Source organism: Treponema sp. OMZ 305, assembly GCF_024181325.1.
GTDB lineage: Bacteria > Spirochaetota > Spirochaetia > Treponematales > Treponemataceae > Treponema.
In genome coordinates this window covers 1,736,332-1,755,348 of the sequence record NZ_CP051300.1, presented here as the reverse complement: position 1 = coordinate 1,755,348, position 19,017 = coordinate 1,736,332, and the positions used below count along the sequence as shown (strand labels likewise).

Here is a 19,017-nt window from a genome sequence, read left to right as displayed (position 1 = left end):
TTCTTTGCTATCTTAGATTTACAAAATCAACAACCCCGACGCAGAGCGTTCGTCAAAACTATACACGGATGTATAGGTTTGACGTAAATGCGCCGTATATTTTCAAAAGTCCCATTCTTCGATATAATAAACCCCATGATAACTGGCGAAGATGAAAAGCACGAAGAACAGAACAACGAGGCGCTAACTGCGTTTAAAGTCAATGATTTTGAAGGGCCGCTCGACCTTTTGCTCTTTTTAATTAAGAAAAATGAGATCAATATCTACGATATCCCCATCGGGGACATAACCGAACAGTACCTTGAATATCTCGATTACGCGGTAAGCCTCAATCTGGACAGCTTAACCGAGTTTTATGAACTCGCGGCGCACCTTGTCTACATTAAAAGCAAGATGCTCCTTCCCGTCGAGGTTGATCCGGACGATGAAGATATCGAAGACCCGCGTATGGAATTGGTCAATAAGCTCATTGAGTATCAAAAATTTAAAAAACTGTCGGTTTTAATGGAAGAAAAAGAAAGCGAAGCCGAATGGTTTTTTGAACGCAAGAAAATACAGCATGCCCTTCCCTTTACCGAAGAGAACCTGTGGGAGCGAGTTGATACATGGGAGCTTTTACGGACATTTTCCAAACTGATGTCTAATTATAATTCGGAACAAATTCTTGACCTGTACGAAGAGGTGTCCGTAAATGAAAAGCTGACGCTGATGAATGAATTTTTGGAAGAAAAGGGCGAATGCCTTTTTACCGATTTGATTGTACGGAAGGGAAATCTGCTGGATGTTATTTGCGCTTTCATGGCGTTGCTTGAGGCGGTCAAATTCAGGATGGCAAGCATCTGGCAAAACAGGATGTTCGGCGATATAAAAATACGCCCGTGGGAAGCTGCCCGCAATGATGATGGAGTATAAAATGGAAAAAGAAACAGCCCTCGTAGAGGCAATCCTCTATTTGGAAGGAGAGCCGCTTGACGACGCTGCAATCAGTAAAATCGCCGGCTTATCGGTCGATGTCGTAAAAGAATGTATTAAGAATTTGAAAGATTCATATTCGGAAGGTTCGAGCGGTATCGAAATTACACAGATGATGGGCGGCTGGATTATCACGCCTAAAAAAGAATTTTGGGATGCATTGAAAGACCGCTATGGTAAAAAGAACGAAAACCGGCTTTCACGTGCCGCAATGGAAACGCTGTCGATTATCGCCTATTCTCAGCCGATAACTCGTGCCGAAATCGAGGCAATCCGCGGGGTTTCCGCCGACACGATGATTAGGCTTTTGGTAGAAAAAGAGCTGATTAAAGAAGTGGGGAAAAAAGATATTCCCGGAAAGCCGGTGCAATTCGGCACGACTAAGGAATTTTTAAAAATATTCGGTTTAAACAGCATTGCGGACTTACCAAAGATGGATGAGACGGAACAGGAGCGGTTCGAACTTGCGCGGTAACAATCATTTTTCCAGATCGCCCCGAGCTTTCGACAGCAAACGGATAAAATCTTTCGATAATGGCACCCATAATGAAGGTAACGAAAACAACGGCAAGCGAACCGAATATTTCAACAACGGTACAGCTCCCGAAGATAACGGAAAAAGTGACAAGCAGGAGATGCGGCTGCAAGTGTACCTTGCCCATGCGGGGGTTGCTTCGCGGCGGGCATGCGAAAAGATTATCGCGGAGGGTCGCGTTTCCGTAAACGGAACGCTTGTTACCGACATGGGCAGCAAGGTTCGCACGGGTGATACGGTACTCCTTGACGGAAAGCCGGTGCATCCCGAAACGCGCAAATGCTACGTGCTTTTGAATAAACCGGCGGGCTTTGTCTGTACGCTCTCCGATGAGAAAGGACGCCCCACTGCCGCAGATCTTTTAAAAGAGACCTACAGCGAGCGGCTCTACAACATCGGCAGGCTCGATATGTTTTCGAGCGGCGCCATTTTGTTTACCAACGATGGAGATTTTGCCGCAAAAATAGAACATCCGTCGGCGCAAATCGAAAAGGAATATGTCATCGAAACCACGCAGGACTTTCCGCCGGAGCTGCTCACCCGCTTTAAACGCGGTATCCGCGTTGACGGCATTTTTTACAAATGCCGTTCAGCCGCTGCCGTAAACCGCCGTAAGCTGCGGATTGTACTTGTCGAAGGGAAAAATAGAGAAATCCGCCGCGTACTGGATTCTTTTAACTGCACGATAAAGCGGCTGGTGCGGGTTCGCATCGGGAACCTTGAGCTGGGCACCCTAAAAGCAGGAGAATTTCGCGACCTCACCGCAAAAGAGCGGCAGGCGCTGCTTGAACTCGCGGCGGAAAGTCAAAACGAAGGGCACAGTACACAGCATAATGGTAAAACCTTACGACCGTAACCGATCTACCGCCTAATTTTATCCAGCGTTTACTCAATCGTATACTCGATAAAGCCTTCCGCTTTCCGTTTGATGATTTCTCCGATTCCGGCGCGTACGGTTCTGATATTTTTATACTGTATGTCTTCCATCCCCTGCCCCGATAAGGCATTATGGCACAGGGCTATGTCGCAGCCGCAGTCCGTAAAATCATTTTCAAGATTCTTAAAATATTGCACAACGTCTCCGGCAAACACGATTTCAATTTCCGCCGTATCGCCTGTTTCTTTACAATAATTTCGATAATTGAATAGTTTATTTTGCAATTTAGCGATCAACCGAATCTTTTCTATTCTGAATAAAACTTTATAGTGCATAGCTATAAGGGATCCTCTAAAAATATCAAGCCTAACGGTTTGTATCATACCCTTTCTTTAACGGTACGATTCAAAAAAGCTTTCTAGGGAAAAGCCGTTGATAACGGTGTTTTTGCCGTAGTGCTGCAGGATGTTTGCCCTGCCTTCTTCCAGCTGCTCGGAGCGGATGCCGAAGTTGATGGAACTGTCGGCTTCTACGAAGGCCGCGATGTGATCCGCCGCGCGGATCAGTTTACCGTCGATCCCGCGAAACCGAGGCGCCGAGTACGTTGTGTTCAGCTCTTCGCTTGTTACGCAGCGAACAGCACCGTCCAGTTTAATGCGGTTCTCAAATTCATCTTGAATAAAATACAGTACCTCTTCGCGGTAAAAGTCGTCCATCAGCGGGAGTAATTCCTTTGCGACAATTTCATCTTCAATATGCTTAACCACTTCGGGTAGGCGATCGGTCGCTTGCTTTACCGGAGAGATAATATCGCGGGTAACCGCTTCCGGCAAGTCGTGGAAGAGCGCTGCAAAAAAGTTAATCGAAAGCCGATGTGGCGGTAGCTTAAGCGTGCGGCTCATTAAGAAAACCAGCGCGGCAACAAAGTACGAATGCCCGAGTACCGTCGTCGCCGGAACCCGCGGCGTTTGATTCCAACGGGTTTGGAAGCGCAGTTTTTCAATTTCCGTAATAAAATAGTACGGTTGTTGCCGCGTTGTCAAAAGCTGTACGCCCTTTAAGTCCATAAAATCGGCAATATCGGTCTCCAAGCATTTATCGATTTCAGTCAGCCGGAAAGGTTCGTTCACCATGCGGATCATATCTAGCTCGCGCATTGCCGAATACTTATGTGCAGCGCGCAGTACCCGAAAACTTATATCCGTAGGGTCAACCGGATCAAAAAGGTAGGCTGCAAATTCATCAAGAAACTGCGGATCGGTGATAATCGTCTTGTATTTATCGAGTACCCAGCGGTTCAGTTTTTTATATTCTTCGGGATATTCCGAGCGGATAATGCGCTGTACCGGCGACTTCATATCGCAGAGCGCAATTCGGCGTAGCAGCTCAAAGAAGGAATTATTAATGATGGGCAGCCAATTGACCGCTTTCCCATTTTTTTCTTCATATTTGCCGATGATAAAGCTGAGAAACATTTTTTCCGCTGTCTTATCCATTTCGACAATATCGAAGGGGCGGACTAAATCGTTCCACCGCTGAATGGAAAACGCTTCAAAAAGTTTACATACAATTTCTTTGCTAAACATTTTATTTCTCTTTTGTCTATACCTTTTTCCGCCGCTGTAAATCTTTTTCCATCTTCTCAGACCATATTCCGATTTGCCGTTTTACTTCTTCCGCTGCGCTTCGCTCATTGAGCAAAATGTGTATACGCCGCGTAGCTTCCAAATACTGAATAGCAATCCTGAAATCCTCTATACTGGAAGTTGCTGTTTCGTAGCGTGCGCGGTATTGATCGGCTGCCTGTAAGAGCAGTTTTTTTACTAATTTTAGATGGAACATCGTGCTTTCGTAATCAGGTGAGCGAGGATCAAACCCCGTCTCCGCAGTGTCCTTTAAATCGAGGATATTTTTAGCAACCGTTGCGTACCGCCCTTGGAGTTCCACAAATGACCATTTCCATTTGGTATTATCGCTGTATGCTCGAATGACGAGGTCTATCGCCAAGCCCAATTTTCTGATTAAATAAAACCGTTGTTTTTGAGGTACGTGTTCGATCTTTCGTACTTTCTCCTCATAGTCGGAAAAAGGAGCATCGATAAAGTTTGAAACAATCTCTTCAAGATTGATAATGACCTTATATAAGGCCTTCCGCGCTTCGTTGAGCAGGGTTTCGTTTTTCCGATTCAAAAAGGAAACCGCTATTTGATACATTGCCAAATAGAGTGTTACCATATATATCAGTTCATCGGCAAGCATGATTTTTTTATACATACTGCCTTCAGGATCTTTTGCGGTAAGCTCTGCCATCGCTTTTTCCTGTTTGAGTATTTGATTGATTTCCTCTTGATAGTAACGGAGTTGTTCTTCGTATATGTTTGTACCTTGCTGTGGATTATCCATATCGTGTTATCCTATATTTCCATACCTTGATAATAACTCTTTTGCGTGAATACGTGAAGCGGTACTGACCTCATCGCCTGCAAGCATCCGTGCAATTTCTTCAACACGAGTTTCTCCGTCTATTGTTTTGGCAGATGTGCGGCTTGTATGTTCGGATTGTATCTTCAGTATCTTAATATGAGTATCGGCAGCGGCGGCAATAACTGCAAGGTGTGTAATACAGAGTATTTGCTTATTACCGGCTAATTCTTTCAGATGCTCCGCGACGGTGCGGGCAACCTCACCGCCGATACCGGTATCTATTTCGTCAAACACAAGGGTGTCCGCTTCGTCGGCAGCGGTTAGAACGGTTTTGAGCGCCAGCATGACACGCGAGAGTTCACCTCCCGACGCTATTTTGTTGAGCGGCTTGACCGGCTCTCCCGGGTTGGTACTGATTAAAAATTCTACCGAATCGAACCCGTAAAGCCCTGCTGTCTGCTTGTTTCCGTTCGGTTCGGCTGCCATAACCTGCACGGTAAATACCACCTTGGGCATACCGAGGCGGGTGAGGGTAGTTTGGATCTTCCCTTGAAGCTCTGCCGCTGCGGCTTTCCGCTTTTGAGACAGGGTGGTGCCGGCTGCAAAAAGTTTTGCTTCAAGCGCGGGAATTTCTTTCTCCAGAGCGGTTTTATCCTGCTCGCTTTCGCCGAGGGAATCCAGCTCAGCTTGTGCAGCTTCCCGATAGGCGAGGATATCCTTGATGCTTGCGCCGTATTTTTTCTTGAGCTTATTGATAAGGGACAGCCGCTCCTGCACCTGTTCCAGCCGGTCGGGATCAAATACCAGTTTTGAAAGATAGGAGCTGAAAAATTCGCCGATGTCCTGCATTTCGTAGTAGGCGTTTTCTATCCGTTCGGCATATTCGTGAACGGCGGGGTCGATAGCGGCAACGCTATCGGAGATATGCTGCAATTTTTTAAGCTGCGGCACAATGCCTTGCTCCTGCGTACACAGGGTTTGCAGCGTCTCGACCTGCTCGTACAGTTTTTCATACTGGCAGAGCTTTGTTTCTTCCGCCTCAAGTACCTCGTCTTCATCCGGCTGTAACCGGGCATTGTCGATTTCGTCGATAACGAATGCAAGATAGTCTAACCGTTCGGTACGCTCTTTTTCTGAATGCCCTATTGTTTCCAGTTTTGCTTTTATTTCGGCGAGGCGGGTATAAAGGAGGCTGAATGTATGCACCTCATCGAGGATACCTGCATAGGAATCCAAGAAGCGGCGGTGTTCCGCTGTTTTAAAAAGGGATTGATGGTCGTGCTGACCGTGAATATCAACCAAAAAGGATGTAAAGGTTTCAAGCTCGGCGCGGGAAACTTGCGTGTCTTGAATCCAAATACCGCCGCGGCCGTTTTCTTTCAGTGTGCGCCGTAATAATATCCGGTTGTTTTCAGGCTCGATGCCTCGTTCGTCAAGCCATGCGGCGGCTTCGGGATGGGCGTTTGCAAGGTAGAACGTACCGGACACCGCCGCTTCGGCAGCGCCCGTGCGGATAATATCTGCGGTAACCTTCCCGCCGAGCAAAAAGCTGAGCGCTCCGATCAAAATGGATTTTCCCGCACCGGTTTCTCCCGATAGCACATTCAAATGAGCGTTAAAATCGAGCGAAAGCTCGTCGATAAGCGCAATATTTTTTACCGAAATGGTTTCGAGCACATCAACCTCCGCGCCGCAGTGTTATTCCTGCAACGGACTTCCCGACCACGCTAATTTTGACCGGAGCGCCGTATAAAACGCTTCCGGCGAACATCCGATAAGTTTTAACCGGTGGCGCGACATTTGAATTTCGATTTTGTCGCCTTCGCAGAGCGGAAACAACTCCTGTCCGTCTATGGATACAATAACATCTTTTTGACGATTATGCAAAACCTCAATACGCATTGTACCGGAAGCAGGCAGTACGACCGGCCGGTTTGACAGGGAAAATGCCGCGATGGGCGTAAGAACAAAGGCGGCAACCGTCGGATCCATAATAGGTCCGCCGGAGGCTGCCGAATATGCGGTAGAACCGGTCGGACTCGACACGATAACGCCGTCCGCCCGATATATGCCGAAAGAGATACCGTTAAAGGAAAGCGCGAGGTTGATCAGCTTTGCAATGCCGCCGCCTGAAACAACGACATCGTTGAGCGCATCAAAGGAGCCGACACATTCGCCGTTACGATACACGGCGGTAGAAAGCATGAGCCGCTCGTGGTGTTCCGCATTTCCTGCAAGGTATTCTCCAAGCGCTTGTTTCCAATGCGCCGGTTCAACGCCTGCGATAAAGCCGAATTCACCGAGGTTAATGGGAAATACCGGTATTTTTTTCGGTGCACAGTACCGTGCCGCAAACAACACCGTACCGTCTCCTCCGAGGCTGACGGCAAAATCATACCGCTTCCGTATCGGTTTTGCCGGTGGTAAGCCGTCATATTCGTAGATGTCCGCTTGAATCCCGTTTTCTTGCAAAAAGCCCAAGAGCTCCTTGGATATCTCCGCTGCGTGCGGTTTATAGGTTGTCAGGATGATAATGGCGTTCTTTTGCATACGTGTCCGTTACGGAAGTGTCCCCAATACCTTTGCAATTTTTGCCGCATTATTGAGTCCGAGCCGAGGATAGAGCGGAAAGAGCACGGTTCGCAGCAACAGCGACGCCGCATTGATGCTTTTATTTTCTTCTTTTAAAAAGTCCGCAATGGAATTGGTAAAGGCGAGCTCTATGTCAATATCCTTGCGGTTAACGTACTGTTTTACATCTTTAAAGCCGCTTTCCAGAATTACCGGAAAGGAATAGACGGGATTTTTTACTCTTTCAGCAAATATGAGCGGCTTATGCCTTGTCTGTAAAAGTGAGCGGAGATACAGTTCCCTCATTTCGTCGCGAAGCTGGAGATTTTTTTCCATATTTTTAAGCTGCACAAAGGCGAGGGATGCATTGATGTCGGGTAAAAAATCGGTTATCGGAATGGTTTCTGCCATGTTCTTTAACACGGAGGCATTACGCCGTTCTACGGCAATCAGGATACCGCCGCCGCCGCCCGTTAAAATATCCCGTTCTTCAAGCCCCAGTATTGCAAACGAGCCGAATGTTCCCGCCCGCTTTTCCCCATACAGGGCGCCGGCGCTTTGGGAGATATCTTCGATAATCGGAATTGAAAGAGCGGTAAACGCTTCCATATCAGGCACATTGCCGAGCGTTTCGTGCAGTACCAGCACTCTACCGCCTTGCTTGATCCCTTCTTCAATCGCTTCGAGCGTAACCAAGCCGGTCAAGGGATCGACATCCAAGACAATCGGTGTAAATCCGTTTCGCGCTACTTCGAGATACTGCCACGAAGGAGCGAGCGCCGATAATAGTACGCCCGCTTTCTCAGGAAGGTCGAACATCTTCAGCGCATAGACTAATGCCATCGCCGGACTGCGTAAAGCAATAGCACCATCGACCGCGTAGAGTTCGCGTACCAATTTAATGAGTTTTTGATTCATCTCACCCGGACCGATTTTTTCTTCAACCATGCAGGTGAGTACGGCATCCATTTCCGAGCGGCGGATGGTAGAGCTATAAACGGGTATCGACATACTAGAAGGAAGTGAGCTTCTGTAATTCTTTCGGATTAAACAATCTGCGGATATCCAAGAGGATGAGATACCCTGAGTCTTGGCGGATAACCCCGTTGATATATTCGGTACCGATACCGGTAATCATCTGAGGTGGCGGCTGAACATCTTCTTGCCGTACCATAATAACACGTGCGATGCGATCAATTACAATACCGATCTTATATTTTCCGATTTTAAGGATGATAAATCCTCCTAAATATTCATCGTCGCCGTCAAAATCCGCCTTTTTAAGATGGAACCGTTTATGCAAACTGATAATCGGTATAATTTCATTCCGCAAATGGAAAAAACCTTCGACGTAATACGGTGCATTCGGGATCTGCCGAACTTCTTGAATCTTTACTATCTCTTTTACATCCATTATATCAACACCGTAAAGCTCTTCGCCGAGCTGAAAGGTAACCAATTGAAACTGCGCGTCAGTAATCGCCATATCTATCCTCCGCTAAAATTGATAACGCCGAACGTCAATAATCAATAAATAGAAGATACTATAATTTATAACTTTCTTCAAGCAGGTGGTAAATGCGCTATAGGCGTATATCGTATTTTTTTGTATACTATCAGTTACTATGAAATGGGCACTTGTGTTATCAGGAGGCGGAGCCGCAGGGCTTGCGTATATCGGCTTTTTTAAGGCGCTTGAAGAATTGAATCTCCCTAAGCCGGACTGTATTGTCGGCTGTTCGATGGGTTCGATTATCGGCGGCTTATATGCAAGCGGAAAAACGGTACGTGAAATGGAAGCCGTTTTTGAAGAATCCTTTGATGTCAACCGATATGTCGGCGGAGGCGGTGTGCATATTCCGCTTTTTAAACACGCCCTTAATCAGATTATTCACTATGGTACGTTGATTACCCGTATGCTTTCCGGCACGGGAGCGGATTCGGGAGAAAAAGCGCATAAATTCTTTTTGGAACTCTCCGGTTGTAAATCTTTTGATGACTGTACTATTCCTTTTTTTTGCAATGCCTTTGACCTTTGCAGCGGAAAAGAAGTTGTATTCAATTCAGGACTGTTAGCGGATGCAATGAGGGCGAGTTCTTCTTATCCCGGACTCTTTACTCCTGTTAAGCGGCAGAATGAAATGTTGATAGATGCTTGTGTGATGGACAATACCCCCGTTTGGATTGCCCGTGAGCAGGGGTATAAAAATATTCTTGCGCTTACTTTCGGCTCCTTTGAACCGGTTGCCGCCTCAGAATTGGATACTTCGGTTGCGGTACTGATGAGGACGCTTACCTGTACTACTGCTCATATTGCGCTGCAGCCGAATGAATACCCTACTGCGTTTATCAATTTGACAAGCACTCGGTCTTCCCGTGATTTTTCAGACCCCAAAAAACAGATTGCGTTCGGATATCAAAAAACAATGGATAACAAAGATTTGCTGCAAGCCTTTTTTGCAGAAGGTATTAACGGCAAGATACAACGAGCGCTTTTAACTCGAAAAACAAAAAAAGAGTACAGCGTATGATTCCTATTTTCCGACGTTTGCGTGTTCTTGATTATTTTATTTTTGCTTCCATTATTACGGTTTCTTTATGGGCAGGTTTTCTTCTCTATACCGGAGAGAATCGTGCACAGCGGCTGGTGATCGAAACCCCGAGCGGTAAATGGATATATCCGCTTACCGAAACGCGCACGGTAGTTGTACCCGGTGCAATCGGCAATACGACCGTCCGTATAGAAAACAATACTGCTTTTATTTCCGATTCTCCGTGTCCCAATAAAACCTGTGTAAAGGCCGCAGCACTCAAAAATGTGGGCGACTGGAATGCTTGTATGCCAAACAGGGTTTTTTTGCATATTGAGGGGAGTGCTCCGGAGGATATAGTCCTACCGCAGAATTAAGAACTATTTCCGAATGTGGTTGGTTGATTACTGTATACCTACTCTCTTTACATAAAAAAAAAAAATCTATATGCTCTCAACTTAGTTTAAGATAGTGAGGCATCAGGGCAACCGGATCGGAAATATTTCAAGCGGTTGCCTTCCTTATTGTGCGAAAGTTTTCTAAAATTTTGCACAGTTTATTTTAGAAGAAGGGTAATCGCATCAGGCATATACATAAAAATCGCAGAATAATATAGGCTGGGCGACCATTTGAGCCATCTTCAACTGTTGTATATCCGTGTACAACAGTTGAAGGCGAGTTTTGTGTATGCACAAAACATCGCATGGCAGTTAGAGTAGAATGGTCTCCGTTATTCTGCGGGGTTGTAAAAAGAGTCTGGTGCGATTACCCTGAGTGAGGCATAGTGTGAAAAGATCTCAAACTTTTATTCCCACATTACGGGAAACGCCTGCGGAAGCAGTTGTTATCAGTCATCAATTATTATTACGCGCCGGAATGATCCGCAGATTGGGCAACGGGCTGTTTAATTATCTGCCGCTCGGTTTACGGGTATTTAGGAAGGTTGAAAATATCGTACGGGAGGAAATCGACGCTACCGGATGTTTGGAGTGTAAGGCTTCGGTTGTCGCTCCGGGGGAAATTTGGCAGGAATCCAAGCGTTGGTACACGATGGGGGACGGCCTGTTACGGATGAAGAACCGGCTCGGTCAAGACCTCGTTGTCAGCCCTACAAATGAAGAATCGTTTACCGCCCTTATGCGGTACGAGCTCGGTTCGTACAAGGATTATCCGCTTTCGGTGTATCATATCAATACTAAGTATCGTGATGAAATTCGTCCCCGTTACGGATTAATGCGTGCCCGTGAGTTTACGATGAAAGATGCGTATTCCTTCCACACGAATGCTGAATGTCTGGATAAAACCTACCGTACATTCGGCGAAGCATACGAAAAGATTTTCCGCCGCTTCGGCCTAAGCATTATTCGGGTGCGGGCGGATTCCGGTTCTATGGGCGGCAGCGGCTCCGAAGAGTTTATGGTTGAATCCGCAATCGGGGATGACACGCTCATCCTTTGTCCGCAGTGCCGCTATTCGGCAAACGAAGAAAAGGCAGCCTGTGCACCCGATCCCTACACCGAACTTCCCGAAACGTCGGAAAAATGTACTAAACTGCCGACGCCCGATGCCCGCACAATAGAGGAATTAGTTGCTTTCTTGCATACTTCACCGAAGGCCTTTATCAAAACGTTGATCTATCATGTAAAGGATTCCGAGGTTATCGACTCTGAGTTTGTCGCAGTGTGTATCCGCGGCGATTTGGAAGTGAACGAAGCAAAATTGACGGCTGCGCTTAAAGCGGCGGAGGTTGAACTTGCATCCAATGCGGATGTGGAAGATATTACGGGTACCGTAGTCGGTTTTGCCGGTCCTGTCGGTTTAACCAAGGCTCCCGTATTGGCTGACGAAAGCGTCATGATGATGCACGATGCCGTCGCAGGTGCATTGGAAAAAGATATGCACTATATTCATGTTGAACCGAAACGGGATTTTACTCCTGCTTTGGTATGTGATGTCCGCATTGTAAAAGCCGGCGATCTTTGCCCCTTGTGTAAAACGCCGTTTTACAGCAAAAAAGGCAATGAGCTTGGACACATCTTCAAACTCGGTACAAAATACACCAAGAGTATGAATATGACTTACCTTGACGAAAGCGGTCAACAGCAATATCCTTTAATGGGTTGCTACGGTATCGGCATCGACCGTGCTCTGGCATCGATTATCGAAGAGCATCACGACGATAACGGAATTATCTGGCCGATGAGCGTTGCCCCGTATCATGTCGGCATCGTACCGATACAGTATGAAGGAACAATGAAAGCCACTGCTGACCGGCTGCACGATGAACTCACAGCTCGTGGGATTGAGGTATTGCTGGATGACCGTGTAGAACGACCGGGTGTTAAGTTCAAGGATATGGATTTAATCGGCTTGCCTATCCGGCTTGTTATCAGCGATAAGAAACTGCCTAATATTGAATTTAAGTTCCGTTCGAATAAAGAGTCGATGAACATACCGCTTGAAGGCATTGTCGATTATGTTGTGCAACGTGTGCAGCGTGAATTAATGCAGTAGGCATGCGCTGTCTCTCATATCTAAACGAATTGAGATAAGAGACAGCCTCATTGGTTTATTAGGACTCGGCCTTAACGTCGGGGTAAGTTTTTACTTTCTACCTCATGTAGGGCTTTTTGCAGGCGTTACGGATAATATTTCGTTCGTACAGATGTATAATAAACAGTATTATACTAAGGGTACTGTTTCTGATCTTGCTTGTTTTTTTAAGCTTCCTCTCGTATACTGTTAGGAATGGAACCCATTATCCTTGCATCCAAATCGCCTCAACGGCAGGATATTTTAAAAAATTTGAATATACCATTTATCAGTATCCCGTCGGAGGCTGATGAAGTTGTCGCCCTTGATCTTTCTCCCGAAAAAGCGGTAGAGCAGATTGCATTGCGGAAGGCAGAGGCGCTGCTTCGCTCTCCGCTCAAAATCAATACGCCGTGGATTATCTCTGCCGACACGCTCATTTTTTCTAACGGTACGCCGATGGGAAAACCCGCCAATATTGACGATGCCCGCAAGATGCTGCAATCGTATTCCAATACTGCGCATAAGGTTATCACGGCGATTTGTTGCTACGACGAAAAATTACAGCACATTTCAACCCGAATCAGCAGTTCGAAGGTGTTTTTTAAGGCGTTGTCGGAGGCCGAAATCGATTGGTATCTCAGTACGGGAGAGTGGCAAGGCGCTGCCGGAGGCTACCGCATACAGGGAACGGCGGCGTGTTTTATTACAAAAATAGAAGGTTCGTACAGCGGAATCGTAGGCTTGCCTATTTATGAGTTATATGATATTTTGACTGAGCACGGCTATAGCTTTACTTAAAAAAATAGCAGCTGTGTAAATATCCTAAAATGCAGTGGGAAACCTCTAAAATCTTACCATATTTTTAGAAACGTTCGGAGTGCATTTTTAGAGAAATAGAGAAGGATGGGCTTAAAAAAGCTCGTGAAGGAGTAACCATGGCAGTAGTAACCATGAAAAACCTGCTTGAATCCGGTGTTCACTTCGGACATCAGGTAAAACGCTGGGATCCGCGGATGAAAAAATACATTTTTGCGGAACGGAACGGTATTCACATTATCGATTTGCAAAAAACCATCACTGCAATCCGCGAAGCTTATGAGGCGGTACGGAAGACAACCGCAGCAGGAAAATCGGTCTTATTTGTCGGAACTAAAAAACAAGTACAGCAAACCATTGCAAAAGAAGCTGAACGCTGCGGAATGTTCTATGTTAACAATCGCTGGCTCGGCGGAATGTTGACCAACTTTTCTACCATTAAGAAAAGCCTCGCTCGTCTCAAGAAAATCGAAAAAATGGAAAACGACGGCACTTTTGACAGCCTTACCAAAAAAGAGGTTGCAGTGCTGCAGAAAGAAAAAGCAAAGCTCGAAAAGAACCTCGGCGGTATCAAAGAGATGAAAGACTTGCCGGGCATCATCTTTATCATCGATACGCGGAAAGAGACTATTGCCATCAGCGAAGCGCGCCGCATGGGAATCCCCATTGTTGCAGTTGTCGACACAAACTGTAACCCCGAAGGGATCGACTATCCGATTCCCGGTAACGACGACGCCATCCGTTCGATTTCTTTGTTCACTCAGATTATTGCGAATGCCGTTATCGAAGCAGATAACGAAAGCGGTCTCAAGATTATCGAAAACTTGCAGGACGGAGACGAGGGATTCAACGATTCCGGTATCGATCCGTATCAAGATCGCGAAGATGAAGAAATTACGGATTATTCCAACTATACCCCTTCGGAAAAGAACGAAACTGAAGAAGAAGCGGATGACAGCAGCAGCTCTTTAATCGACGAAGACACGCTGTACGGCGACCGCTAAAGAATAAACCTGTTCGGAAACTTCCGTTTCTGAATAGGTTACCTTGTAAAACTTGCCGCTGAACGGTGTGTATGCTTTCGGCGGTATCTTACCATGCACAAAGATTGAGGGAGAAATTAATTATGGAAATAAAAGCATCTGATGTAAAGGCGCTGCGCGAAAAGACCGGCGCCGGTATGATGGAATGTAAAAAAGCTTTGCAGGAATGTAACGGCGACGCAAAAGAAGCGGAAAAATACTTAAAAGAAAAAGGCCTTGCCGCTGTTGAAAAGCGTGCGAGCCGCGCGACCAGCGAAGGTATCATCGTTGTTAAAACCGCCGATTCTAAAGCGGTGATGGCGGAATTAACCTGCGAGACCGACTTTGTTGCAAAAAATGCCGATTTTATCGCAGTGGGCGATAAAATTGCAGAGACTGCTCTTGCAAAAGGCTATACCGATGTTCAACAAGAATTGAGCGATATGGTACTCGACCTTGCAACCCGCGTTCGCGAGAATATGGGCCTGCGGCGCTTAACTGCCGTACAAGCGGGCAGCGACGAATACATTGCACACTACGTCCACTCCGACAAAAAAACCGGCGTTATCGTCGTATTGAAATCCGATAAGCCCGCCGTATTTGCCGAGAAAGCATTCAAGGACTTTGCGTATGACTGCTGTCTCCACGCAGCAGCATTTACCCCGCTCTATGTAAAGAAAGAAGATGTCGATGCTGCCTATATCGACGAGCAGCTTGAAGTATTCCGCGGACAGGTTGCCGAATTGCAGAAGCCCGATAACGTAAAAGAAGGCATCGTAAAAGGAAAGCTCAATAAGCATTTAGCCGAAATCTGCTTCCTTGAGCAAGCCTTTGTTAAGGATGACAAGGTATCCGTAGCGGCAAAAATGAAAGAAGTAGGAAAGCAGCTCGGAGCAAATATAAGTCTTTCAAAGCTTGTGCTGTGGCAGCTTGGTCAATAGAGGGCGGATATGAGTGATATTCATAGTGTCTATGAAGACAAAATGAAGAAGTCGATTGCGGCGTTGAAAGATGAATTTAACGGGCTTAGGACAGGCCGTGCTTCCGCTTCTTTGTTTGATAAAATACGGGTGGATAGCTACGGGCAGCCGACGCCGCTCAATCAAGTGGCGACCATTTCTATTCCGGAAGCTCGCTTAGTGGTTATTCAGCCGTGGGATAAATCGTTATTGGGAGAAATCGAAAAAGCCATCCTTAAATCGGAGCTTTCGTTAAACCCTGCCAATGACGGTAAACTTATCCGTATCGCAATTCCGCCGCTTACCGAAGAACGCCGGAAGGAGCTCGCAAAACAAGCGAAAAACTTTGCAGAACAGTGCCGCGTTGCAATCCGCAATATTCGGCGCGATGGAATTGATGATGCAAAAAAACAGCAAAAAGAGGGACTTTTAAGTGAAGATGCGTTAAAGGCAGCCGAAGAAAAGTTCCAAAAAGCAACGGACGCTCATATCAGCGATATCAATAAACTCCTTGCTGAAAAAGAAAAAGAGATTATGGAAGGTTAATGATAGTGCAGCATATTGCCGTCATCATGGACGGCAACGGGCGATGGGCCGAGCAGCGGGGATTAGCTCGTACAAAAGGACATCAAGAAGGACTGGAAGCGGCAAAGCGAATTGTCAAGGCTGTCTCAGATTTACATATACCATACATCACTCTGTATGTGTTTTCGACGGAAAACTGGAAACGCACGGAGGAAGAAGTCGGTTTTTTGATGGGTCTTATTCAACAACATCTGCGTGCGGAGCTCGCCTTTTATGCTGCGAACAATATTAAGGTACGGCATATCGGCAATGCGACAGCATTGCCGCGTGCAATTCAAGCGGATATTGCCGATATAATGAAAAAAACGGAACACTATACGGGAACAACCATGCAACTTGCCATTAACTATGGTGGTAAGGATGAAATTATTCGTGCAATAAAAAAGCTGAGCGGCGAACAGCTTGAAGTGCTTACGGAAGATACCTTTGAACAGTTGCTCGACACGGCAGGAGTTCCGCCTGTTGATCTTGTTATCCGTACCGGCGGGGAAAAGCGTTTAAGTAATTTCTTATTATGGCAAACCGCGTATGCCGAATTTTACGGTTCGGATGTCTTGTGGCCGGATTTTACACCCACTCATCTGCAGGAAGCATTAGACGCTTACGGTAAACGCACACGACGCTTCGGAAGGATCGTATGAAAAAGATTATTGAACGGATAATAATGTTTGTCGTCGGCTTGCCTCTTGTAATCAGTTCGGTATATTTTTTGCCGTATCAACATTTTTTGATATTACATCTCGAAATATTTGCTGTTACCGCTCTTTCAATCATAGAAATTCGCACCATGTTTTCCCGAAAAATTGCCGTCTATTCTACACCAATTGTCTTATTAGCCGGTATGATTATCCCAGTGGCTGTATATCTGTTTATGTTTGGACTTTTTTCTCGTGTCGAGATGGTCTTGATCGGCATCGGTGCGCTCTATTTTATCTTCTTTGTTGAAGCTTTTTATTCGTTTTCAAAACCGTTTGAAAAAAGTATCCAACGGGTTTGTTCAGCCGTATTTATGATTTTTTACCCGGGATTTTTGATCGTATTCCTTTCCGCTATGACGCGCTGGACATCAGCTTCGAATATTATCGCCGTATTTTTATTGATGGTTTTTTCTTGTGATTCGCTTGCATGGCTTTTCGGTGTGTTGTTCGGGAAGGGAAACCGCGGCTTTGTACCGGCGAGTCCGAATAAAAGCATCGTCGGCTTTATCGGTGGACTCATCGCCTCAACTGCTGTCGGCTTTCTTGCTTTTAAATTGTTCCCTGCCGACTTTGGAAAGAGTTTGAGCGGCTCTTTAATAACGGGTTTTTGTACCGGAGTAGCCGCCATCATCGGAGATCTTATCGAATCCATTTTTAAACGTTCCGCTGAGGTAAAAGATTCAGGAGCGCTCATACTCGGGCGCGGTGGTATTCTCGATAGTATTGATTCTATTCTACTTGCTGCTCCGATATTCTACCTTTGCTATCGATTTTTCGTTGGGATATAATAGACCTATTCGATAACTGCGTCTTCGAATAGGTCGACGAGTTCTAAATCGCACGAATAGCACGATGCAAGAACATCTCATTTCAAGGTATCCTGTTCGGAAACGGAAGTTTCCGAACAGGTTGAATACTCGTCGGGCATCTCGAAAAAGCAACCATCTGTTTTTAGATGTCTCATTATATAGGGTGGAATAATGAAAAAGATAATTGTGCTTGGGGCAAGCGGAACAATCGGACAAAATGCTATCGATATTATACGCAAGTTTCCGGATCGTTTTGAACTTGTCGGCGTTTCCGTACACACGAAGACCGATGTATTGGATGCCTTATGTACCGAATTTCATTTTCAAGATTTTGCGGTAACGGATTCTGCCGCAGCCGCAAACTATGATACAAAACATCAGAGCCTTGAACAGTTTCTCACTGAAACGCCCGCCGATATTGTCGTGAACGGTATTGCGGGGGCGGCGGGATTACCGGCATCCCTCATTGCGGTTCGGACTCATCGAACACTCGCGCTTGCGAATAAAGAAAGCATTGTGATGGCGGGGCGCCTTTTGCAGAAAGAAGCCGAGAAGTATCATTCCCTTATTATTCCGGTAGATTCCGAGCATTCAGCCATTTACCGCTTAATACAAGCGCACGGGCGGGAGGCTATTGAACGCTTGATCATTACCGCTTCCGGCGGCCCGTTCAGAACATGGACGAGGGAGCGTATTCAAGAAGCGACGCTGCAGGACGCGCTTAAACACCCGACGTGGGCGATGGGGGCTAAGATCACCATCGATTCCGCCTCCCTTGCCAATAAGGCTTTGGAAGTAATCGAAGCAGTGCATCTTTTTGATATGGATGCCGACCGTATTACCGTTGCGGTGCATCCGACGAGTATTGTGCATTCGCTGGTGCAGCTTACCGGCGGTGAAGTTTATGCGCAGCTTTCACCGCCCGATATGCGTAATCCTATTTTTGCTGCGCTCAGTTATCCTGAAGAGCCGCCGCCCTATCTTGCGCCGCTCGATTTTACCAAGCCTTTAGACCTGCACTTCGAGCCGCCGCGGACGGAGGATTTTCCGATGCTATCGCTCGGGTTTACCGCCGCCCGTAAAAAGGCCGGGTACCCGATCGCATTCAACGCCGCCAATGAACAGGCCGTCGCGGCGTTTTTGCGCAATCAAATCCGGTTTGTGCATTTAGCGGAGATTACCGCACAGGTGATGCAGGAAGATTGGAGCGCCGCGCCGAAGGGTATAACGGATGTTATGCGCATCGACGAATCCGCCCGCCGCCGTGCAGACGCCGTCATCAAGCACTTAATGTAAGAATACAAGGCAACCATACGGAAATAATTCAAGTGTTTACCTACATTGCATATGCCGGAGAAAAATAGTGTCGATAGGGCGCCCGTCAAACTCTATGCGGAAATAGCGAGGATAAGCATTGTTGATTTTATCATTTCCCCATTTTTCTTTTTTAACGGTAATCCCCTCGTGTTCTAAATTCCTTAATACATCAAAAGCCTTTCACCCAATGAAACAACAGTATTCGGTTTGAGTATTTTTATCGTTTCTAAAATGATGTTCCAGCCTGCTTCAAAATCAGAATTGTCGGAGCGTTCTTCGCTTGCATTATAAGATTTCCAGTGAGATCGTCTCTATTTGTTACACCGAGGATAATTTCGGTAGTGTGTTGAAAATGGAATAGCAGTG

General features: G+C 46.3%; 20 protein-coding genes. 13 read left to right on the top strand and 7 right to left on the bottom strand.

Features of this window, described 5'->3' with window-relative positions:
- The first annotated feature begins 135 nt into the window (after window positions 1-135).
- The 3 genes from ABK01_RS07715 to ABK01_RS07705 all read left to right on the top strand — a co-directional run bounded on the left by ABK01_RS07715 (window position 136) and on the right by ABK01_RS07705 (window position 2,363).
- Window positions 136-912 (top strand): segregation and condensation protein A, encoded by a 777-nt coding sequence (locus ABK01_RS07715; protein ID WP_253675220.1) that lies wholly within the window; start codon window positions 136-138, stop codon window positions 910-912.
- A gap of 1 nt (window position 913) precedes the next feature.
- Window positions 914-1,447, top strand: a complete 534-nt coding sequence (gene scpB / locus ABK01_RS07710) for an SMC-Scp complex subunit ScpB (RefSeq protein WP_016523464.1) — start codon at window positions 914-916, stop codon at window positions 1,445-1,447.
- A 160-nt stretch (window positions 1,448-1,607) separates the two neighbouring features.
- Window positions 1,608-2,363 (top strand): pseudouridine synthase, encoded by a 756-nt coding sequence (locus tag ABK01_RS07705; protein ID WP_253676600.1) that lies wholly within the window; start codon window positions 1,608-1,610, stop codon window positions 2,361-2,363.
- 29 nt (window positions 2,364-2,392) lie between these two features.
- On the opposite strand, the gene ABK01_RS07700 is transcribed toward ABK01_RS07705, so the two are convergent.
- From ABK01_RS07700 to ABK01_RS07670, 7 genes are read right to left on the bottom strand one after another with little or no spacing between them, the layout of a single operon-like run.
- Entirely contained in the window at window positions 2,393-2,719 is a 327-nt protein-coding gene (locus ABK01_RS07700; RefSeq protein WP_253675219.1) for a DsrE family protein, read from the bottom strand.
- Between the two features lie 57 nt (window positions 2,720-2,776).
- Entirely contained in the window at window positions 2,777-3,970 is a 1,194-nt protein-coding gene (locus ABK01_RS07695) for an HD domain-containing protein (protein WP_253675218.1), read from the bottom strand.
- Between the two features lie 16 nt (window positions 3,971-3,986).
- Window positions 3,987-4,787: a hypothetical protein gene (locus tag ABK01_RS07690; protein WP_212564704.1), complete on the bottom strand. Its 801-nt coding sequence runs from the start codon at window positions 4,785-4,787 to the stop codon at window positions 3,987-3,989.
- A gap of 6 nt (window positions 4,788-4,793) precedes the next feature.
- A complete protein-coding gene (gene recN, locus ABK01_RS07685) occupies window positions 4,794-6,485 on the bottom strand; it encodes a DNA repair protein RecN (protein ID WP_253675217.1) in 1,692 nt (563 codons plus the stop codon).
- Between the two features lie 21 nt (window positions 6,486-6,506).
- A complete protein-coding gene (locus tag ABK01_RS07680; RefSeq protein WP_212564706.1) occupies window positions 6,507-7,358 on the bottom strand; it encodes an NAD(+)/NADH kinase in 852 nt (283 codons plus the stop codon).
- Between the two features lie 9 nt (window positions 7,359-7,367).
- Window positions 7,368-8,390, bottom strand: a complete 1,023-nt coding sequence (locus tag ABK01_RS07675; RefSeq protein WP_253675216.1) for a DegT/DnrJ/EryC1/StrS family aminotransferase — start codon at window positions 8,388-8,390, stop codon at window positions 7,368-7,370.
- Window position 8,391: 1 nt separating this feature from the next.
- A complete protein-coding gene (locus tag ABK01_RS07670) occupies window positions 8,392-8,865 on the bottom strand; it encodes a chemotaxis protein CheW (protein WP_212564708.1) in 474 nt (157 codons plus the stop codon).
- A 139-nt stretch (window positions 8,866-9,004) separates the two neighbouring features.
- On the opposite strand from ABK01_RS07670, the gene ABK01_RS07665 reads away from it, so the two are divergent.
- The 10 genes from ABK01_RS07665 to dxr all read left to right on the top strand — a co-directional run bounded on the left by ABK01_RS07665 (window position 9,005) and on the right by dxr (window position 18,630).
- A complete protein-coding gene (locus ABK01_RS07665) occupies window positions 9,005-9,910 on the top strand; it encodes a patatin-like phospholipase family protein (RefSeq protein WP_212564709.1) in 906 nt (301 codons plus the stop codon).
- Window positions 9,907-10,287 (top strand): NusG domain II-containing protein, encoded by a 381-nt coding sequence (locus ABK01_RS07660; protein ID WP_212564710.1) that lies wholly within the window; start codon window positions 9,907-9,909, stop codon window positions 10,285-10,287. Before ABK01_RS07665 ends, ABK01_RS07660 begins: the two co-directional genes overlap by 4 nt.
- A 409-nt stretch (window positions 10,288-10,696) precedes the next feature.
- Entirely contained in the window at window positions 10,697-12,424 is a 1,728-nt protein-coding gene (locus tag ABK01_RS07655; protein WP_212564711.1) for a proline--tRNA ligase, read from the top strand.
- Between the two features lie 291 nt (window positions 12,425-12,715).
- On the top strand, window positions 12,716-13,243 hold the full coding sequence (locus tag ABK01_RS07650; protein ID WP_253675215.1) for a Maf family protein: 528 nt from the start codon (window positions 12,716-12,718) through the stop codon (window positions 13,241-13,243).
- Between the two features lie 137 nt (window positions 13,244-13,380).
- A complete protein-coding gene (gene rpsB, locus ABK01_RS07645; protein WP_212564713.1) occupies window positions 13,381-14,265 on the top strand; it encodes a 30S ribosomal protein S2 in 885 nt (294 codons plus the stop codon).
- 122 nt (window positions 14,266-14,387) lie between these two features.
- Entirely contained in the window at window positions 14,388-15,224 is an 837-nt protein-coding gene (tsf, locus tag ABK01_RS07640) for a translation elongation factor Ts (RefSeq protein ID WP_212564714.1), read from the top strand.
- 9 nt (window positions 15,225-15,233) lie between these two features.
- Window positions 15,234-15,788 carry a ribosome recycling factor gene (frr, locus tag ABK01_RS07635; RefSeq protein WP_212564715.1) on the top strand — a complete coding sequence of 185 codons (555 nt, stop codon included), beginning with the start codon at window positions 15,234-15,236 and terminating at the stop codon, window positions 15,786-15,788.
- Window positions 15,788-16,468 (top strand): polyprenyl diphosphate synthase, encoded by a 681-nt coding sequence (gene uppS, locus ABK01_RS07630; protein ID WP_253675214.1) that lies wholly within the window; start codon window positions 15,788-15,790, stop codon window positions 16,466-16,468. The genes frr and uppS overlap by 1 nt, the downstream gene beginning before the upstream one ends.
- Window positions 16,465-17,313, top strand: a complete 849-nt coding sequence (locus ABK01_RS07625) for a phosphatidate cytidylyltransferase (protein ID WP_212564717.1) — start codon at window positions 16,465-16,467, stop codon at window positions 17,311-17,313. The genes uppS and ABK01_RS07625 overlap by 4 nt, the downstream gene beginning before the upstream one ends.
- Window positions 17,314-17,505: 192 nt before the next feature.
- On the top strand, window positions 17,506-18,630 hold the full coding sequence (gene dxr / locus ABK01_RS07620) for a 1-deoxy-D-xylulose-5-phosphate reductoisomerase (protein WP_253675213.1): 1,125 nt from the start codon (window positions 17,506-17,508) through the stop codon (window positions 18,628-18,630).
- Window positions 18,631-19,017: the final 387 nt, after the last annotated feature.

Coding starts and splice junctions, on each gene's coding strand:
- dxr (WP_253675213.1), top strand. CDS start 17,506: ATGAAAAAGATAATTGTGCTTGGGGCAAGCGGAACAATCGGACAAAAT.
- ABK01_RS07625 (WP_212564717.1), top strand. CDS start 16,465: ATGAAAAAGATTATTGAACGGATAATAATGTTTGTCGTCGGCTTGCCT.
- tsf (WP_212564714.1), top strand. CDS start 14,388: ATGGAAATAAAAGCATCTGATGTAAAGGCGCTGCGCGAAAAGACCGGC.
- frr (WP_212564715.1), top strand. CDS start 15,234: ATGAGTGATATTCATAGTGTCTATGAAGACAAAATGAAGAAGTCGATT.
- ABK01_RS07665 (WP_212564709.1), top strand. CDS start 9,005: ATGAAATGGGCACTTGTGTTATCAGGAGGCGGAGCCGCAGGGCTTGCG.
- rpsB (WP_212564713.1), top strand. CDS start 13,381: ATGGCAGTAGTAACCATGAAAAACCTGCTTGAATCCGGTGTTCACTTC.
- ABK01_RS07660 (WP_212564710.1), top strand. CDS start 9,907: ATGATTCCTATTTTCCGACGTTTGCGTGTTCTTGATTATTTTATTTTT.
- ABK01_RS07700 (WP_253675219.1), bottom strand. CDS start 2,719: ATGCACTATAAAGTTTTATTCAGAATAGAAAAGATTCGGTTGATCGCT.
- ABK01_RS07675 (WP_253675216.1), bottom strand. CDS start 8,390: ATGTCGATACCCGTTTATAGCTCTACCATCCGCCGCTCGGAAATGGAT.
- ABK01_RS07670 (WP_212564708.1), bottom strand. CDS start 8,865: ATGGCGATTACTGACGCGCAGTTTCAATTGGTTACCTTTCAGCTCGGC.
- ABK01_RS07705 (WP_253676600.1), top strand. CDS start 1,608: ATGCGGCTGCAAGTGTACCTTGCCCATGCGGGGGTTGCTTCGCGGCGG.
- ABK01_RS07695 (WP_253675218.1), bottom strand. CDS start 3,970: ATGTTTAGCAAAGAAATTGTATGTAAACTTTTTGAAGCGTTTTCCATT.
- uppS (WP_253675214.1), top strand. CDS start 15,788: ATGATAGTGCAGCATATTGCCGTCATCATGGACGGCAACGGGCGATGG.
- ABK01_RS07715 (WP_253675220.1), top strand. CDS start 136: ATGATAACTGGCGAAGATGAAAAGCACGAAGAACAGAACAACGAGGCG.
- scpB (WP_016523464.1), top strand. CDS start 914: ATGGAAAAAGAAACAGCCCTCGTAGAGGCAATCCTCTATTTGGAAGGA.
- ABK01_RS07690 (WP_212564704.1), bottom strand. CDS start 4,787: ATGGATAATCCACAGCAAGGTACAAACATATACGAAGAACAACTCCGT.
- ABK01_RS07680 (WP_212564706.1), bottom strand. CDS start 7,358: ATGCAAAAGAACGCCATTATCATCCTGACAACCTATAAACCGCACGCA.